Genomic DNA, 17587 nt, shown 5'->3' on the forward strand with positions numbered 1-17587 from the left:
GCGTCAGGGGCCCCCGGGCGTTCCTGTCGTACCGCCTCTCAGGCGACCGTGAGGCCGCCGGTGACCCGGTCCCCGGGCCGGGGAGTGTCGAGGGCCTCCCGTATCCCGGCCGCCACGGCGGGGTGCACGGGCAGGGCGAGATGGCCGATACCCGTCACCCGGACGTTCCTCGCGTCCAGGTCGGGGTGTTCCAGGCAGGCCGTCTCCAGCGGCACCATCACCGGGTCGAGGTCGCTCCAGAAGCTGACGAAGCGGGTGCGGCAGCCGGGCGCGGGACGGGCCAGCGCCTCGATCACCGGGGAGCCCGGCCGCATCTGCCGCACGATCGGGTGGGCGTCGGCCAGCGGCGCCACCCTCGTCCCCGAGTGCGGTGTGCCCAGCGTGACGAGCGTGCGCACCCGGAGGTCGCCGCCCAGGCACTGGACGTAGTAGCGGGCGATCAGCCCGCCCAGGCTGTGCCCCACGACGTCGACCCGGGCGCTGCCGGTGCGCTCGCAGATCTCCTCGATGTGCCGGCCGAGCAGCTCGGCCGCGGCGCGGATGTCGCAGGTCAACGGCGAGTAGTTGAGCGACTCGACCCGCTGCCGGCCGTGCTGGGCGAGGGTGCGGCGCAGCAGGACGAACACCGAGCGGTTGTCGATGAAACCGTGCAGCAGCACGACCGGCGGGCCGGGGCGGACCGGCAGCCGTGCCGCGCCCTCCGCCCCGGGCAGCATCACGGCACGGCGTTCCTGGACGAGGCCGGTGGGATACAGCAGGAGGTGGCCGGCGAGGATCGCGGCCTCCAGGGCCGTCGCCTTGAGCAGCGCCATGGACAGTCCGGCCAGTTTGCCGGGCCACAGACGGCGGCAGAGCGGGAGGAAGAGCGGCGGCAGTACCCCGGTGACCTTCATGGCCGACCTCCTGTCGGCACACCGGGGGACGGCTCGATCCCCCGTGTGCCCTCATGTCCCACCATGTGATTTCCCCCTCGCTGCACCCCGCGAAACTGCCGGGTGCGGGATGCTGGGGACAACGTTCGTTCACTTCGCGACGTGTGGCGGAACGCGCCGAGAGTGCGGTACTTGTCGGTACGGACGGAAGCGGTCGCTTCCGTGGTCGCTTGATGGAGGCAGTGATGGGTGTGGCAGCCGGTCCGATCCGCGTGGTGGTCGCCAAGCCGGGGCTCGACGGCCACGATCGCGGGGCCAAGGTCATCGCGCGGGCCCTGCGCGACGCCGGTATGGAGGTCATCTACACCGGGCTCCACCAGACACCGGAGCAGATCGTCGACACCGCCATCCAGGAGGACGCCGACGCGATCGGCCTGTCGATCCTCTCCGGCGCCCACAACACGCTGTTCGCCGCGGTCATCGACCTGCTCAAGGAGCGGGACGCGGAGGACATCCTCGTCTTCGGCGGCGGCATCATCCCCGACGAGGACATCCCGCCGCTGAAGCAGAAGGGCGTCGCCGAGATCTTCACGCCGGGCGCGACGACCGCGTCGATCGTGGAATGGGTCCGGGAGAACGTCCGTCAGCCGGCCGCTTCCGGCGGCTGAGCGGCCGCCCGCGGCGGCCGGGCGGAGGTGTCCGACGTGCGAGCCGCTGCGTCCGGCGGTCAGCCGGCCGTGTCCGGTGCGGCCGCCCGCGGCGGCCGGGTCGACGCCGGTGACGGTTCCGCGGTGGCCCGCGGCGGGCCGTCCGACGGTGCGGCGCCGAGTTCGGCCGCCATCGTCGCCCGCAGCCGCAGCGTCGTGACCAGCCGCTGGAACGCCTCCGCCCAGTACCCGCCGGCCCCCGGCGCGGCGTCCTCCCGCTCGTCGGGCATCGCCAGCAGCGCCTCCAGCCGCACGGCCTCCGCCGGGTCCAGGCAGCGTTCCGCGAGCCCCATCACCCCGCTGAAGCTCCACGGGTAACTGCCCGCGTCCCGCGCGATGTTCAAGGCGTCCACGACCGCCCGGCCCAGCGGGGGCGCCCAAGGCACGGAGCACACCCCGAGCAGCTGGAACGCCTCCGACAGGCCGTGCGTCGCGATGAACCCGGCCACCCATTCGGCCCGCTGCGCCGGCTCCAGCACGGCCAGCAGCTTCGCCCGGTCCGCCAGGGACACCGCGCCCGGACCGCCCGCCTCCGGCGCCGTCGGCGAGCCGAGCAGCGCCCGCGACCACGCGGCGTCCCGCTGCCGCACCGCCGCCCGGCACCAGGCGGCGTGCAGCTCGCCCTGCCAGTCGTCCGCCACCGGCAGCGCCACGATCTCCCGGGCCGTCCGCCCGCCGAACCGCTCCGCCCAGGCGCCGAGCGGGGCGGCCTCCACCAACTGCCCCAGCCACCACGACCGCTCTCCTCTGCCCGCCGGCGGTGCGGCCACCACACCGTCGCGCTCCATGCCGGAGTCGCACTCGAGCGGCGGCTCCACCACGATCCCCGGCGAGTTCCCCGTACGGTCCAGGGCCACACATGCCGCGGCCCGCACGGCCATGCGCGCGGCCAGCGCCGAGCCCGGCAGCGACGACAGCAGCTCCGCCGCGGTCGCCCGCACATTGCGGCTGCGGTCGCCCAGCGCCTGCTCGAGGAACGGCTCGTCCGCCTCCGACAGGCCGGTGCGCAGCGCGTCGAGGAACATCAGCCGGTCCTCCGCCCGCTCCGCCCCCCAGGTCGAGGCCAGCAGCTCGCGGCCGAGCGCGGGCTCACGGGCGCGCAGGGCGCCCAGCAGCGCCGCACGCTCGGCGAACAGCCCCTCCTGCCACAGCCGGCGCACCCCCTCGGCGTCCTCCGGGCCGGGCGCCGCCGCGCCGCCGCCGTGGGCCGCGCGCAGGGCGAAGCGCCAGTCCGGGTTCAGCCGGGCCAGCCACAGCGCGCGCGGGCCGGCGAACGCCAGCGCCGCCGGGCGCAGGTCCGTACGGCCCCGGGCCGCGTCCAGCAGCGCGGGGATCGTCTGCGGGGGCGCCGCGTACCCGTGCGCGTTGGCCGCCGCGAGCCACTGCGGAAGCAGCTCGGTGAGATCGGGCGAGCTGCCCCGGCGGCCGGACGCGCCGCCGGCACGGTCGGCCAGCAGTGCGGCGAGCCGCCGGGCCGCCGCGGCGGGCAGCGGGGGACGGGGGTCCGCGGGCGCGCGCTCCGGCCGTGCCGCGGCTCGCGCGGGCCGCAGCCCGGCCCGCCGCCGTACGGTCGCCACGGCCGCCGCGTCGAGCAGCGCGACCGGCGCGTCCCGGCCGGGCGCGCCGTGCGCCGGGGCGCGCCGGTCGGTGCCCAGCAGCGCCGTGGTGACCAGGTCCTCCCAGGTGCCGGCGGGCACGGTGGTGTCCCTGCCGGTCGGCGTCCCGTTCATCGCGTTCCCTTCCCTTCGCTCGCCTGCGTGTCCCCGCGGGTGCCGGTACGGCCGGTCAGCACAGCGCCACCGCTTCGCCCGCGCCGTCGGGCCAGGCGGTGAGCGGGGTGAACCCGCGGTGACCGCACTCGCCGAAGACCGTCACGGGGGCGCCGCCGGACAGGGCGACCAGCCGCCACAGGCCGGGCCGGGAGCGCGCGGTCCGGGTCAGCGGCAGGGCCGTGTCCGTGTCGGCGTCGGCGAGCTGCCACCGGTCGCCGTCCGGGACCGGTATCACCCGGTCCAGGGTCACCGGCACCGAGTCCAGCCAGGGGTCGTCGCACAGCGCTCCGCCGTACCGGTCCGCCGCCTCGGTGGTGGTCACGCCCGGCGGGCGGAAGCCGGCCGGCGCGGGCGGGGCGAACCGCTCGCCCAGGGCGGCGCGGGCCTGCCCGGCGCCCGGGTACGCGGACAGCTCCGCCTCCAGGGCCAGCCCGACCGGCAGCGACAGCTCCGGCGCCCGGCCCGCCGCGCCGTAGGACAGCAGCAGCCGGGTGTGGCCCGACGCGGCCCCGTACAACCAGGTCCGGCGCGTCGTCAGCTTCGCGTCGGCCGTGTCGTACTGGGCGAGGACCAGCCAGCGGTCGCGCACCGGCGGGCCGTCCGGCGCAGCGGGCAGGCCGAGCCGGGCGCGGACCGTCGCCGCCAGGGCGTCCGGCAGCGCCTCGCGGCGCAGCCAGCCCTGGTCGAGCAGGTGCAGCAGCGCGCACTCCTCCAGCAGCCGCGCCGGCCAGCCCGGGCCCGAGGCCGGGACCGCCCCCAGCTCCCGCACCCGCGCGGCCAGCCCGGGCGCCTGCGCGTCGACCATGCGGGCCGCCGTCTCGTCCCACAGCCCGTACCCCGCCTGCTCCGCCTCGGCCAGGCCGCCGCGCAGCAGGTCCGCCAGGCGCTGCTCCAGCTCCGTCGCCCCCGCCGTGACCCGCTCGGCGCGGCGCTCGGCCCGCCGCCGGGCCGCCTCCGGATCGGCCGGCCCGGCCGCCGGGACCCCCTCCGCCCCCTTCCGCGCGGTCCCCGCGCGTGCGCGGCGCCCCGCGAGCCACTGCCCGGCCCAGTCCGGCGGCTGCTCGGAGGCCGGCACGGCGCCGTCGCCGCCGGCCCACAGCAGGAGCAGCCCGAGCGCGTGCTTGCACGGGAACTTACGGCTCGGGCAACTGCACCGGTACGCCGGCCCGGCCGGGTCCGCCAGGTCCACCACCGTCTGGTACGGCCTGCTGCCGCTGCCCTTGCACAGCCCCCACACCGTCCCCTCACCGCTGCCCGTCCCCGACCACGGCCCGGCCGTGCCGAGCCGGCTTCCCGCCTTGCGCGACGCGGCGTCAGGCGCCAGCGCCAGCACCTGGTCCGCGGTCCAGCGCACCCCCTGCTCAGTCATGCCACCGACGGTAGGTCCCCCCACTGACAATCGGCCTTGCCGCGGCGTCTGCGCAGGTCAGGGCGATTGTCAGTGGCGTGGTGCACGGTTGGTGCCAGATCCGAACCGGCCGAGCTGGAGGGGGCCTCAGCCATGACTGTGTCCGTGGAACCGACGACCGCGCCCGACCGCGACGAGACCGCGCAGGCGCTGCGCCCGCACGCCGAGCACGCCTTCGCGGACGAACTCGCCGCCCTCGCCGCGCAGGACGACCGGCCGCGGCCGGCCCGCTGGAAGCTGTCGCCGTGGGCGGTGGCGACGTACCTGCTCGGCGGCACCCTGCCGGACGGCACGGTGATCACACCGAAGTACGTGGGGCCGCGCCGCATCGTCGAGGTCGCCGTCACCACGCTCGCCACCGACCGCGCCCTGCTGCTGCTCGGCGTGCCCGGCACCGCCAAGACCTGGGTGTCGGAGCACCTGGCCGCCGCCGTCAGCGGCGACTCGACGCTGCTGGTCCAGGGCACGGCCGGCACCCCGGAGGAGGCGATCCGGTACGGCTGGAACTACGCGCAGCTCCTCGCGCACGGCCCGAGCCGCGACGCGCTGGTGCCCAGCCCCGTCATGCGCGCCATGGCCGAGGGCATGACGGCCCGCGTGGAGGAGCTGACCCGCATCCCGGCCGACGTGCAGGACACCCTGATCACCATCCTGTCCGAGAAGACCCTCCCCATCCCCGAGCTGGGCGAGGAGGTGCAGGCGGTCCGCGGCTTCAACCTCATCGCCACCGCCAACGACCGCGACCGCGGGGTCAACGACCTCTCCAGCGCGCTGCGCCGCCGCTTCAACACCGTGGTGCTGCCGCTGCCGGAGAGCGCCGACGCGGAGGTCGACATCGTCACCCGGCGGGTCGAGCAGCTCGGCCGCTCCCTCGACCTGCCGGCCGCGCCCGACGGCATCGAGGAGATCCGCCGGGTCGTGACCGTCTTCCGCGAGCTGCGCGACGGCGTCACCGCCGACGGCCGCACGAAGCTGAAGTCCCCCAGCGGCACGCTGTCCACGGCGGAGGCGATCTCCGTCGTCACCAACGGCCTGGCACTCGCGACCCACTTCGGCGACGGCGTGCTGCGCCCCGGTGACGTCGCCGCGGGCATCCTCGGCGCCGTCGTCCGGGACCCGGCGGCCGACCGGGTCGTCTGGCAGGAGTACCTGGAGACGGTCGTCCGCGAGCGCGACGGGTGGACGGACTTCTACCGCGCCTGCCGCGAGGTGAGCGCGTGACCGGGACCGGCCGGAGCGCGGCGCGGGACTCCGGGCCGCTGCTGCTCGGGGTACGGCACCACGGGCCGGGTTCCGCGCGCGCGGTGCGGGCCGCGCTGGACGCCGCCCGGCCCGCCGCCGTCCTGATCGAGGGGCCGCCGGAGGCCGACGCGCTGATCGGGCTGGCCGCCGATCCGGGCCTGCGGCCCCCGGTCGCCCTGCTCGCCCACGCCGTCGACGAGCCCGGCCGGTCGGCGTTCTGGCCGTTCGCCGAGTTCAGCCCCGAGTGGGTGGCCATCCGGTGGGCGGTGGAGCACGGCGTCCCGGCCCGCTTCATCGACCTGCCGGCCGCGCACACGCTGGCGTGGGAGGACACCCTGGGGGAGGAGGCGGCGGGGCGGTCTCCCGGCGCGCCCGCCGCGGTGGAGGGCGCCGACGGGCCCGGCACCGCCGACGGGGAGGGCCCTCGCGGCTCCGGAACGGGCGCCGTGGACGCGCCCGGCGGGCCGGCTCCCGCCCCCGGCGGGGAGGGTCCCGGGTCCGTGCCCGCCGCCGGTGACGAAGAGATCCGGGTCGATCCGCTCGCCGTGCTCGCCGGCACCGCCGGGTACGACGATCCCGAGCGCTGGTGGGAGGACGTCGTCGAGCACCGGGGACCGGGCGAGCGGGACCCCTTCGCGCCGTTCGCCGCGGTGGCGGAGGCCATGGCCGCGCTGCGCGAGCGGTACGGCGCCGGCGGACGCCCCCGGGACCTCGTCCGCGAGGCGCACATGCGGCTGCGGCTGCGCGAGGCCCGCAAGGAGTCCGCCGGCGCCGTGGCCGTGGTGTGCGGGGCGTGGCACGTGCCCGCCCTGCGCGAGAAGACCACCGTCACCGCCGACCGGGCCCTGCTCCGGGGCCTGCCGAAGGTCAGGACGGACATGACCTGGGTGCCGTGGACCCACCGCAGACTGGCCCGGGCCGGCGGATACGGCGCGGGCATCGACTCGCCCGGCTGGTACGGGCACCTGTTCCACAACCCCGACCGTCCGGTGGAGCGGTGGCTGACCAAGGTGGCGCGGCTGCTGCGCGAGGAGGACCGGATGGCCTCCTCCGCGCACGTCATCGAGGCGGTACGGCTCGCCGAGACCCTGGCGGCGCTGCGGGGCAGGCCGCTGCCCGGCCTGGGCGAGACCACCGACGCGGTCCGCGCGGTGCTGTGCGACGGCTCGGACGTGCCGCTGGCCCTGGTGCACGACCGGCTGGTGGTCGGGGACGTCCTGGGCGAGGTCCCCGAGTCGGCGCCCGCGGTGCCGTTGCAGCGCGACCTGGCCCGGCAGCAGCGCGCGCTGCGTCTGAAACCGGAGGCGATGGAGCGCGAGCTGGAACTGGACCTGCGCGGCGGCACCGACGCCGGCCGCAGCAGGCTCCTGCACCGGCTGCGGCTGCTGGGTGTCGACTGGGGCGAGCCGGCCCGGTCCCGGGGGAGCACGGGCACCTTCCGGGAGACCTGGCGGCTGCGCTGGGAGCCGGAGCTGTCGGTGCGGGTCGCCGAGGCGGGCGTGTGGGGCACGACCGTCCTGGCCGCCGCGCAGGCCAAGGCGGAGGCGGACGCTGTCGCGGCCGGCGCCCTGGCCGACGTCACGGCGCTCGCCGAGCAGTGCCTGCTGGCCGGTCTGCCGGACGCGCTGCCGGTGGTCATGCGGGTGCTCGCCGACCGCGCGGCCCTCGACACCGACGTGGCCCACCTCGCCCAGGCCCTGCCCGCCCTGGTCCGGTCCCTGCGCTACGGCGACGTGCGCGGCACCGACACCGGTGCGCTGGCCGGGGTCGCGGCGGGCCTCGCCGAGCGCGTCTTCGTCGGGCTGCCCCCGGCCTGCGCCGCCCTGGACGCGGACGCGGCGGAGGAGATGCGCGGGCACGTGGACGCCGTGCACACGGCGGTGGGGCTGCTGGCGGAGAGCCTGGGCCGGGCGGACGCCGGGGACCGTGCGCGCCCGGCGGAGGGGCACGGTGGCGGTGGCGCGGACCTGCGCGACCGCTGGCGGGCCGTGCTGCGGGCCCTGGCGCTGCGGGACAGCGCGCCCGGCGTCGTCCGGGGGCGGGCCACGCGGCTGCTGCTGGACGACGGGGCGCTCGCGGCCGAGGAGGCGGCCCGGCTGATGGGGCTGGCGCTGTCGCCGGGCACGCCGCCTCCCGCGGCCGCCGCCTGGGTCGAGGGCTTCGCCGGCGGCGGGGGAGGCGGCGGACTGCTGCTGGTGCACGACGAGCGGCTGCTCGGCCTGCTCGACACCTGGCTGACCGGGGTGCCGGCGGATGCGTTCACCGACGTGCTGCCCCTGCTGCGGCGCACGTTCGCGGCGTACGAGCCGGGGGTCCGCAGAAGCCTCGGCGAACTGGTCCGGCGGGGGCCCGGAGGGCGGCCGGGCGGAGCCGCCGCCCAGGGCGCCGCGCTCCCCGGCTTCGCCGCCGAACCGGACGCCGGGCGCGCCGACGCCGTCCTGCCGGTGCTCCGGCTGCTGCTCGGCCCGGACGTGCTCGCGGACGGCGGCGGGCCCGGTGGGGCGGGCCGGGGCTCGGCACGCGACGGCGGCGGGCCCGGTGCGGTGGGCCGGGGCTCGGCACGCGACGACGGCGGCGGGCCCGGTGCGGCGGGGCTCGGCACGGCACACGACGACGGACTGGCGGAGGTGGGCGCATGACGGACGCGACGACCGGAACGGCACCGGACGCGACCGACCCGGCGCGGGAGCGGCTGCGGCGCTGGCGGCTGGTGCTCGGCGGGGACCAGGCCGACGGCACGGGACACGCCCTGTCCGGGCGGGACGCGGCGATGGACGGCGCGCTGGCCGCCCTGTACGGCCGGGGCGACAGGCCGCCGGCGGGCCGGGACCGCTCGGCGGGGCTGGGCGCCTCGGCGCCGTCCGTGGCCCGCTGGCTGGGGGACATCCGCACCTACTTCCCGTCCTCCGTCGTCCAGGTCATGCAGCGGGACGCCATCGACCGTCTCGGGCTCGCCTCCCTGCTGCTGGAGCCGGAGATGCTGGAGGCGGTGGAGGCCGACGTGCACCTGGTCGGCACGCTGCTGTCGCTGAACAAGGCGATGCCGGAGACGACCCGGGAGACGGCCCGCGCGGTCGTGCGCAAGGTGGTCGAGGACCTGGAGAAGCGGCTCGCCACCCGTACCCGGGCCACGCTCGCCGGCGCCCTGGACCGCAGTGCCCGCATCCACCGCCCGCGCCATCACGACATCGACTGGAACCGCACCGTCGCGGCCAACCTCAAGCACTACCTGCCCGAGTACCGCACGGTCGTGCCGGAACGGCTCGTCGGCTACGGCCGGGCCGCGCGGTCGGTGAAGAAGGAGGTCGTGCTCTGCATCGACCAGTCCGGGTCGATGGCGGCGTCCGTGGTGTACGCGTCCGTGTTCGGGGCGGTGCTCGCCTCCATGCGGTCGATCAGCACCCGGCTGGTCGTCTTCGACACGGCGGTCGTCGACCTCACCGACCAGCTGGACGACCCGGTGGACGTGCTGTTCGGCACCCAGCTCGGCGGCGGCACGGACATCAACCGGGCGCTCGCCCACTGCCAGTCGCAGATCACCCGACCCGCCGAGACCGTCGTCGTGCTGATCAGCGATCTCTACGAGGGCGGGATCCGGGACGAGATGCTGAAGCGGGTCGCGGCGATGAAGGCGTCCGGGGTGCAGTTCGTGGCGCTGCTCGCCCTGTCGGACGAGGGTGCGCCGGCGTACGACCGCGAGCACGCGGCGGCGCTGGCCGCGCTGGGCGCACCGGCGTTCGCCTGCACGCCCGACCTGTTCCCCGAGGTGATGGCGGCCGCCCTGGAGAAACGGCCGCTGCCCGTGCCGGACACCGCGTGACGCGTACGCCGGCTCCTGCGGCCCCGGGCCGTCAGGGCCTCGCCGGGCCGGCCGCGGTCCGGCGGGGCCGGGCGCTTCCCCCGTCGGCAGCCCTGGGTCGGCACGGGGTGCCAGCGATCCCGGCATCATGTGACAGGTATCACCGCTCAGGTGTGACCCGCGATTTAGAGGCCCCCCGCAAGCAGCGATAACCTGCGAGACGGACATGCCGCGCGCTCGGACACCGTGTGCGCTTCCCTTGTGACAGAGCGGACGTCACGTTGCCCTCGCGGCACGCCCACGCATCCAACGAACCGCGAGATCACTGATAGGGACGGAAGCGCGTGGACCTGTTCGAGTACCAGGCGAGGGACCTCTTCGCCAAGCACGATGTACCGGTGCTGGCCGGTGAAGTCATCGACACGCCTGAGGCGGCGCGCGAGATCACCGAGCGGCTGGGCGGCAAGTCCGTCGTCAAGGCGCAGGTGAAGGTCGGTGGTCGCGGCAAGGCCGGCGGCGTCAAGCTGGCCGCCTCCCCGGACGAGGCCGTCGCCCGCGCGACGGACATCCTCGGCATGGACATCAAGGGCCACACGGTCCACAAGGTCATGATCGCCGAGACCGCTCCGGAGATCGTCGAGGAGTACTACGTCTCCTTCCTCCTCGACCGTGCCAACCGCACCTTCCTGTCCATCGCCTCCGTCGAGGGCGGCATGGAGATCGAGGAGGTGGCGGCCACCCGTCCGGAGGCCGTCGCCAAGACCCCGATCGACCCGATCGACGGCGTGGACGAGGCCAAGGCCCGCGAGATCGTCGAGGCCGCCAAGTTCCCGGCTGAGGTCGCGGACAAGGTCGTCAACGTCCTGATCAAGCTGTGGGACACCTTCATCAAGTCGGACGCCCTCCTGGTCGAGGTCAACCCGCTCGCGAAGGTCGCCTCCGGCGAGGTCATCGCCCTGGACGGCAAGGTCTCCCTGGACGACAACGCCGAGTTCCGCCACCCCGAGTACGAGGAGCTCCACGACAAGGCCGCGGCCAACCCGCTGGAGGCCGCCGCCAAGGAGAAGAACCTCAACTACGTCAAGCTCGACGGCGAGGTCGGCATCATCGGCAACGGCGCCGGTCTCGTCATGAGCACCCTGGACGTCGTCGCGTACGCCGGTGAGAAGCACGGCGGCGTCAAGCCCGCCAACTTCCTGGACATCGGCGGCGGCGCCTCCGCCCAGGTGATGGCGAACGGCCTGGAGATCATCCTGGGCGACCCGGACGTCAAGTCCGTCTTCGTGAACGTCTTCGGTGGCATCACCGCCTGCGACGAGGTCGCCAACGGCATCGTGCAGGCCCTGAAGCTCCTGGAGGAGCGCGGCGAGAAGGTCGAGAAGCCGCTCGTCGTCCGCCTGGACGGCAACAACGCCGAGCTGGGCCGGAAGATCCTCACGGACGCCGACCACCCGCTGGTGCAGCGCGTCGACACCATGGACGGCGCGGCCGACAAGGCCGCCGAGCTGGCCGCCGCCAAGTAAGCACGAGGACGAGGACTCAAACCACCATGGCTATCTGGCTCAACAAGGACAGCAAGGTCATCGTCCAGGGCATGACCGGCGCCACCGGCATGAAGCACACCAAGCTCATGCTGGGTGACGGCACCAACGTCGTGGGCGGCGTGAACCCGCGCAAGGCGGGGCAGACCGTGGACTTCGACGGCACCGAGGTACCCGTCTTCGGCACCGTCAAGGAGGCCATCGAGAAGACCGGCGCCAACGTCTCGGTCATCTTCGTGCCGGAGAAGTTCACCAAGGACGCGGTCGTCGAGGCCATCGACGCCGAGATCCCGCTGGCCGTCGTCATCACCGAGGGCATCGCCGTGCACGACACGGCGTCCTTCTGGGCGTACGCCGGCAAGAAGGGCAACAAGACCCGCATCATCGGCCCGAACTGCCCCGGCATCATCACCCCGGGCCAGTCGAACGTCGGCATCATCCCGGGCGACATCACCAAGCCGGGCCGTATCGGCCTGGTGTCGAAGTCCGGCACGCTGACCTACCAGATGATGTACGAGCTGCGGGACATCGGCTTCTCCACCGCCGTCGGCATCGGTGGCGACCCGATCATCGGCACCACGCACATCGACGCGCTGGCCGCCTTCCAGGACGACCCAGACACCGACCTGATCGTGATGATCGGTGAGATCGGCGGCGACGCCGAGGAGCGTGCCGCGGCGTTCATCAAGGAGAACGTGACCAAGCCGGTCGTCGGCTACGTCGCGGGCTTCACCGCGCCCGAGGGCAAGACGATGGGCCACGCCGGCGCCATCGTCTCCGGCTCCTCCGGCACGGCCCAGGCGAAGAAGGAGGCCCTGGAGGCCGCGGGCGTCAAGGTCGGCAAGACCCCGACCGAGACCGCCAAGCTGGCCCGGGAGATCCTGAGCGCCTGAGCGGCTCCGGCCGCCCGTGGGTGGGCCCGTTCCCGTGCAGGGGGCGGGCCCACCGGCGTCTGCGCCCCGCCCGCGCCGGATGCGGCGGGAAACCCGCGGCAGCGGCCGCGCCGGGCCCGCGTCCGTACGGCGCCCCGCACGGCGCCCCCGGCACGGCGCCCCGCACGGCGACGGCCGGCGGGAGGTCACCGGGTCTGCGGGACCAGGCGTTCCGGGCCGCTCGCCGCCGCCCTGCGCAGCTTCGCCCGCAGGGTCAGCTCGTCCTGGGACAGCGGGCCCAGCGCCGCCGGTGGCGGAACCCCCTGCACCGCCTGGGCCGGCGCGACCGGCGCCTCGTAACGGGTGGGGGCCGTCCGCAGCGTCAGGGTCGTCGCGCCGACGATCGTCACGGTGAAGGCGATGGCCGCCCGGGTCCAGAAGACGTTCCGGCGTTCGCAGTCGGTGCGCACGGCAGGGGGCCGCGCCGCGCGCAGCCGCTCCGCCGAGGCCAGCTCCAGCAGGCGGCGATGGAGGAGGGCGGGGTCGGCCAGTTCCGGCACCAGCGCGGCCAGCGCCTCGCGGGCGTGCGTCAGCCGGCTGGCGGCCGCCGGTGTGCTCGCCTCCGTCTCCGCCGCCGTCTCCGGCAGGTCCAGGCCCACGCCGTCGTAGAGGACGAGCGTGCGCCGGTACGACGGAGGCAGCTCGAGCAGGGCGTGCAGCAGCGCGCGGTCGGCCGGGTCGGCGGGCGGCGGCTCCGGGTGCCGGTACCGGGGACGGAAGCGGTGCCAGGGCGAGAGCGCGCAGTCGTACGCCACCGCCCGCACCCAGCCGGCCGGATCCCGGTCCCGGGCCACCTCCGGCCAGCGCTGCCAGGCGAGCTGGAAGGCCCGCTCCACCGCCTCGCGGGCCAGCTCCCGGCGCCCGGTGAGCAGGTAGGTCTGGCGTACGAGGGCGGGGGCGCAGAAGGCGTAGAGCGCGTCGAATGCCTGATCGGGTGTCAGGGGCTCCGGATCGGGCGCGAGGGGCGCGGCGGCGGACCGCGCTCGATGCGCCGTACGGGGGGCCTGCTGCGCCGCGGCGAGCTGAGCCGGTGTCAACGACCGGGACCGGCGCAGACGTCGGCGTCCCTCCGGCGGTGGCAGCGGGCTGGCGGGGCTCTGCTTCGTCACCGTACGCCCTTTCGTACGAAAAAGAACATAAACGTATATTGAGCGACACAGCGGGGGTTCGCCTGTTACGACGGGAAAGCGCGTGTCGTTGGGAGCATGGCGGCGTGATCCAGATGACCGCCTACCGCTCGTCGTCGCCCCTGCGCGCCCGGATGCGCGACCGTTCGCCAGGCCTTGCCGCGAGCCTGCTGGGCGGCGCCGTCGCGGCCGGACTCGGCCTCGGCGCGTTCGCCGTGCTGGTGATGACGCTGTGGGTCAGCTCTCCGTATCCCGACAGCGGACCGGACGGGGCGCTGCACGTCGCCGCCGCCCTGTGGCTGCTGGCGCACGGCGTCGAACTGGTCCGCACCGACACGCTCTCCGGTGCGCCCATGCCCGTCGGCGTCACCCCGCTGCTGCTGCTCGCGCTGCCGCTGTGGCTGGTGTACCGGGCGGCACGGGACGCCACGGACGCCTCCGCCGAGCCCGACGGCCCGCCCCCGGTCCCCGCCCGCACGGCCTGGACGGGCGTGGTCCTCGGCTATCTGGGCGTCGGCGCGACGGCGGCGCTGTACTGCTCCGGTGGTGAACTGCGCCCTCAATGGAACTGGGTGACGACGTGTCTGCCGCTGGTCGCGGCGGGCGCGGCGGCCGCCGGCGTGTGGACGGCGTACGGCCGCCCGGGCGAGCCGGTGCTCCGGGCGCTCGAGATGCTGCCGGCGCCCTTGCGGCGCTTGGTGACCGGCGCCGAGGCGCGGGCGCGGCTGGGCGCGGCCGTGCGCGCCGCCGGCGCCGCGACGACGGTGTCCGCCGGGGGCGGGGCGCTGCTGGTCGGGGTGTCCCTGGTGGTGCACGGCGGGGCGGCCCGGGCCTCGTTCCTGCAGCTGACGGAGGGCTGGACGGGGCGGTTCGCGGTGCTGCTGCTCGGCGTGGCGCTGATCCCCAACGCGGCGGTGTGGGCCGCGTCCTACGCGCTCGGCCCCGGCTTCGTCCTCGGCTCCGGGCACCTGGTCCACCCGCTCCTCTCCGACCCGGCCCCGCTGCTCCCGCCGTTCCCGCTGCTGGCGGCGGTGCCGGACGCGGGGCCCGGGACGCCGCAGAACTGGGCCGCCGGGCTGCTGCCGGCGGTGGCGGGGATGACGGCGGGCTGGTTCGTGGCACGGGCGGCCGTGGGGCGGCCGGTGCCCGGTCACCCCGCCCCGGTCCGCTTCTCGGCCGGCCGTACCGCCGGGGTGGCGGTGCTGACGGCGGCGGTCTGCGCGGCGGCGTTCGCCCTGCTCGCCGCACTGGCGGGCGGCCCCCTCGGCGTGGCCCTGCTGGCCCGTTTCGGCCCCGTGTGGTGGCAGACCGGGGCGGCGGCCGGAGCCTGGACGCTGGTCTTCGCGCTGCCGGTGGCCCTGGCCGGGCGGGCCTGGCGGAAACGGCGGCGCAGGCGGGACGCGGGGACCGCGGCACCGGGTGCGGACTCGGGCGCCGAGGCGGTGAACGGCTCCGGCGGGCAAGCGGCGAAGGCGGGGGACGCGGTGGCGGCCCGGGCGGCGGACGGGGGCGCGGCCGAGGGCGGGGACACGGCCGGTGGGACGGCGGGCCGGGCGGGATCCGGCACCGGGGACAAGCGGGGCGGCGGGGACGAGCGGGGCGGCGGGGAGAGACCGGCGGGCAGGGGCAAGGGGGCGCGCAGGGCCAGGGCGTCCGCGCAGACGGGCGCCACGGCCGGTGCGAGCGGAGCCGCCGGGGAGGACCTGTACGACTTCCTCCCCGCCGAGGACCCGTTCCGGACCCCGCTCCCGGCCGCGATCACCGAGTCCCCGGCGTCGGACTGGCACGACGACGTCGCCCGCGCCTCACGCTGGGCGGCCCTGAAGGAGGCCGCCGCCCGCGACGACACGGACGGCGACGAGCACGCCGGCGCCGAAGCGGCTGCGGGACCCGGCGTCGCCCCTCGCCCGGCGCAGCCCCTGACACCGCAGGCGCCTTCCCGCCCCCGGCCCCGCGAGGTACCGCCTCCGGCCCCGGCCGCGGAACCCGGCCGCAGCGAGCCCCCGGCCCCCGAACCGAGCCGGGACGCGGACAAGGCCACGTCCCCGCCCCCGGAGCCGGCCCCGGACCCGGCCCCGGACGCGTCCCCGGGGTCCGGGCAGGACGAACGGAAGGCGCCGCCGCACCCCGGCCCGGACACCGAGGGCTGAGAGAAGTCACGGAGCACGCGCCACGGCTGTCCACCGCCCGCCGGCGGCCCGACCCCCGGCCCACGAGCCGTATCGCACGCGTCGCCGGGACGCGGCCCCCGGCCCGCCCGAGAAGCCCGCCGCGACCCCACATGGTGCACGGCCTGCTGGACGACGAGCCGGACATCACGGCGGTGGGTGAAGCCGCCACGGCCGGACGGGCCCTGGTTCGGGGTGCCCGCCCCGCGGCCCGACTCGCCGGTCCTCGGAACTCCGCGGATGCGCGTCCGAAGGCTGGCTCGGAACCGGACCCGGAGCCCCGCCGGGACTCGCGCCCGAAGCCCCAGCACGACACCCACCCGGAGCCGTCGGGGCACGCATCCGGAACGGGCAGGACTCGCGCCCGAAGCCCCAGCACGACACCCACCCGGAGTCGCCGGGGCACGCACCCGGAACGGGCGGGACACGCGCCCGGAGCCCCAGCACGACACGCCTCCGGGTCATGCGCCCGGAGCCCCAGCACGACACGGACCCGGAGTCGCCGGGGCACGCACCCGGAACGGGCAGGGCACCCGCCCGGAGCCCCAGCACGACAGCGCGCCCGGAGCCGCCGGGGCACGCATCCGGAGCGGGCGGGAGACGCGCCCGGAGCCCCAGCACGACACGCTCCAGGACACACGCCCGGAGCCCCGGCACGACACCCACCCGGAGCCGTCGGGGCACGCATCCGGAACGGGCAGGGCACCCGCCCGGAGCCCCAGCACGACAGCGCGCCCGGAGTCGCCGGGGCACGCATCCGCAGGGCGCAGCACCTGCGCCCGGAGCTCCGGCGGGACACCGCCCGGGGCCCGGTGGTGCGGTGGGACGCGTCGCCTTACCCCGACCCGGGCGCGCCCGGAGGGGACGCGGCGCCGCGCCGTCTCAGCCGTTCCCCACGCCCAGGACGCCGCGCAGCTCCCGCGGCAGCAGGGTGCTGCAGGACTGCTTGGCCTCATGGGTCAACGCGTCGCTGACGCAGGTGTAGTAGTCGCGGTAGACCAGCTGGACGGTGAAGGTCGAGGCCACCAGGACCAGCGCCAGCGAGGCGGTGACCAGGCCGCTGACGGCCGCCGCGGTCTGGGGCCGGCCGGCCGGCGCGGCCGGCGCGTCCGGGGCCGGGCGGCGCGGCTCGGCGCGCAGCGCGCTGCCGCCCCAGTACAGGGCCAGCGCGCCCAGCAGCAGCGCCACGTACGGCCAGCTGAACAGGGCGAAGAAGATCGACCACATGCCGGAGATCAGGGCGTACCGCGCGCGGCGCTGGGCCGGGTCGGTCGGGTCCCAGCGCATGCCGGGGCCGGTCGGTCCGCCGGGGCCCTGGGGGCCGCCGCCGGGCTGCTCACCGAAACCGCCGGGGGAGCGGCCCGGCTGGCGGTCGCTCCACCGGCTGCCCCAGGGGGTGCCGCCCTCCGGACCCTGACCCTCGCCCGGGGCCTGCCCCTGACCCTGACCCTGCCCCTGCCCCTGCCACTGTCCCTGACCCTGCCACTGTCCCTGACCAGGCGCCGGCCAGGCGTGGCCGGGAGGCCGGCCGGACGAGCCTGCGGGATGACGGGGCTGCCACGGCCGGTCGGGCGCGCCCTCGGGCGGGGGCGCGAACGGATTGTCGTCCTGCACCGCGCCGTCGTGCCCGGAACCGCCCCGGCCGGTACCGCCCTGCCCGGAGCTCCCGGGTCCCGAGTCCGCCGCCCCGGGGCCGTCGGGGCCGCTTCCGTGCGTCCGCGACGGCGGCGAGGCCGGCCGTTCCCGCAGCAGTGCGGCACCCCGCTCGCCTCCCTGGGCCGGGCGCGGCGGGAACGTGAGGAGTCGCAGGCTGCGATCGGGCATCAAAAGAGCGTCTTCCCCTAGGTGACTACGGCAGTCAGACGTGAGCTTCCACCCCGAGAACGCACCGCACGACGACCGCGTTCCCGAGGGTGCTCCCTCGTGATTCCCTGCGAACGCTACCTTCCGCCCCGCCCCCCGTCCCCGGGGGCCCGTCCGGAGTGCCGGTATCGTTGCTGACGGTCGGCCGCTTCGTAG

General features: G+C 76.3%; 12 protein-coding genes. 7 read left to right on the forward strand and 5 right to left on the reverse strand.

Translation table 11 applies throughout. The features are described 5' to 3' along the window. Positions 1-38: 38 nt before the first annotated feature. Positions 39-893, reverse strand: a complete 855-nt coding sequence (locus ABZ261_RS17350; protein WP_356859925.1) for an alpha/beta fold hydrolase — start codon at positions 891-893, stop codon at positions 39-41. Between the two features lie 224 nt (positions 894-1117). Between ABZ261_RS17350 and ABZ261_RS17355 the strand changes: the two genes are divergently transcribed. Beyond that, positions 1118-1540 carry a cobalamin B12-binding domain-containing protein gene (locus ABZ261_RS17355; RefSeq protein ID WP_356859927.1) on the forward strand — a complete coding sequence of 141 codons (423 nt, stop codon included), beginning with the start codon at positions 1118-1120 and terminating at the stop codon, positions 1538-1540. Positions 1541-1599: 59 nt separating this feature from the next. Here ABZ261_RS17355 and ABZ261_RS17360 read toward each other — a convergent pair whose 3' ends face one another. Together ABZ261_RS17360 and ABZ261_RS17365 are read right to left on the reverse strand one after the other, a co-directional pair. Further along, positions 1600-3309, reverse strand: coding sequence for a DUF5691 domain-containing protein (locus ABZ261_RS17360; protein WP_356859929.1), 1710 nt, complete (start codon positions 3307-3309; stop codon positions 1600-1602). 55 nt (positions 3310-3364) lie between these two features. Beyond that, on the reverse strand, positions 3365-4720 hold the full coding sequence (locus tag ABZ261_RS17365; RefSeq protein ID WP_356859931.1) for an SWIM zinc finger family protein: 1356 nt from the start codon (positions 4718-4720) through the stop codon (positions 3365-3367). A gap of 132 nt (positions 4721-4852) precedes the next feature. Here ABZ261_RS17365 and ABZ261_RS17370 point away from each other — a divergent pair, with 132 nt between their 5' ends. From ABZ261_RS17370 to sucD, 5 genes are all read left to right on the forward strand, one after another. Continuing rightward, positions 4853-5980, forward strand: a complete 1128-nt coding sequence (locus ABZ261_RS17370; protein WP_356859933.1) for an AAA family ATPase — start codon at positions 4853-4855, stop codon at positions 5978-5980. Then, positions 5977-8640, forward strand: coding sequence for a DUF5682 family protein (locus ABZ261_RS17375; protein ID WP_356859935.1), 2664 nt, complete (start codon positions 5977-5979; stop codon positions 8638-8640). Before ABZ261_RS17370 ends, ABZ261_RS17375 begins: the two co-directional genes overlap by 4 nt. Beyond that, entirely contained in the window at positions 8637-9821 is a 1185-nt protein-coding gene (locus ABZ261_RS17380) for a VWA domain-containing protein (protein ID WP_356859937.1), read from the forward strand. The genes ABZ261_RS17375 and ABZ261_RS17380 overlap by 4 nt, the downstream gene beginning before the upstream one ends. A gap of 323 nt (positions 9822-10144) precedes the next feature. Then, a complete protein-coding gene (gene sucC / locus ABZ261_RS17385; protein WP_356859939.1) occupies positions 10145-11323 on the forward strand; it encodes an ADP-forming succinate--CoA ligase subunit beta in 1179 nt (392 codons plus the stop codon). 26 nt (positions 11324-11349) lie between these two features. Next, on the forward strand, positions 11350-12234 hold the full coding sequence (sucD, locus tag ABZ261_RS17390; RefSeq protein ID WP_030983233.1) for a succinate--CoA ligase subunit alpha: 885 nt from the start codon (positions 11350-11352) through the stop codon (positions 12232-12234). A 185-nt stretch (positions 12235-12419) separates the two neighbouring features. Here sucD and ABZ261_RS17395 read toward each other — a convergent pair whose 3' ends face one another. After that, entirely contained in the window at positions 12420-13382 is a 963-nt protein-coding gene (locus ABZ261_RS17395) for a sigma factor-like helix-turn-helix DNA-binding protein (RefSeq protein WP_356859941.1), read from the reverse strand. Between the two features lie 113 nt (positions 13383-13495). Here ABZ261_RS17395 and ABZ261_RS17400 point away from each other — a divergent pair, with 113 nt between their 5' ends. After that, positions 13496-15550 (forward strand): DUF6350 family protein, encoded by a 2055-nt coding sequence (locus ABZ261_RS17400; protein WP_356859955.1) that lies wholly within the window; start codon positions 13496-13498, stop codon positions 15548-15550. A gap of 900 nt (positions 15551-16450) precedes the next feature. On the opposite strand, the gene ABZ261_RS17405 is transcribed toward ABZ261_RS17400, so the two are convergent. Further along, complete coding sequence (locus tag ABZ261_RS17405; RefSeq protein ID WP_356859943.1) at positions 16451-17392, reverse strand: hypothetical protein; 942 nt, start codon at positions 17390-17392, stop codon at positions 16451-16453. Positions 17393-17587: the final 195 nt, after the last annotated feature.

Source organism: Streptomyces sp. NPDC006193, assembly GCF_040613915.1.
Lineage (GTDB): Bacteria > Actinomycetota > Actinomycetes > Streptomycetales > Streptomycetaceae > Streptomyces.

What these genes read in the sequence shown, in the direction of transcription:
- ABZ261_RS17350 (WP_356859925.1), bottom strand. Translation starts at nt 893, where the DNA reads ATGAAGGTCACCGGGGTACTGCCGCCGCTCTTCCTCCCGCTCTGCCGC.
- ABZ261_RS17400 (WP_356859955.1), top strand. Translation starts at nt 13,496, where the DNA reads ATGACCGCCTACCGCTCGTCGTCGCCCCTGCGCGCCCGGATGCGCGAC.
- ABZ261_RS17365 (WP_356859931.1), bottom strand. Translation starts at nt 4,720, where the DNA reads ATGACTGAGCAGGGGGTGCGCTGGACCGCGGACCAGGTGCTGGCGCTG.
- ABZ261_RS17370 (WP_356859933.1), top strand. Translation starts at nt 4,853, where the DNA reads ATGACTGTGTCCGTGGAACCGACGACCGCGCCCGACCGCGACGAGACC.
- ABZ261_RS17360 (WP_356859929.1), bottom strand. Translation starts at nt 3,309, where the DNA reads ATGAACGGGACGCCGACCGGCAGGGACACCACCGTGCCCGCCGGCACC.
- ABZ261_RS17355 (WP_356859927.1), top strand. Translation starts at nt 1,118, where the DNA reads ATGGGTGTGGCAGCCGGTCCGATCCGCGTGGTGGTCGCCAAGCCGGGG.
- ABZ261_RS17405 (WP_356859943.1), bottom strand. Translation starts at nt 17,392, where the DNA reads ATGCCCGATCGCAGCCTGCGACTCCTCACGTTCCCGCCGCGCCCGGCC.
- sucD (WP_030983233.1), top strand. Translation starts at nt 11,350, where the DNA reads ATGGCTATCTGGCTCAACAAGGACAGCAAGGTCATCGTCCAGGGCATG.
- ABZ261_RS17380 (WP_356859937.1), top strand. Translation starts at nt 8,637, where the DNA reads ATGACGGACGCGACGACCGGAACGGCACCGGACGCGACCGACCCGGCG.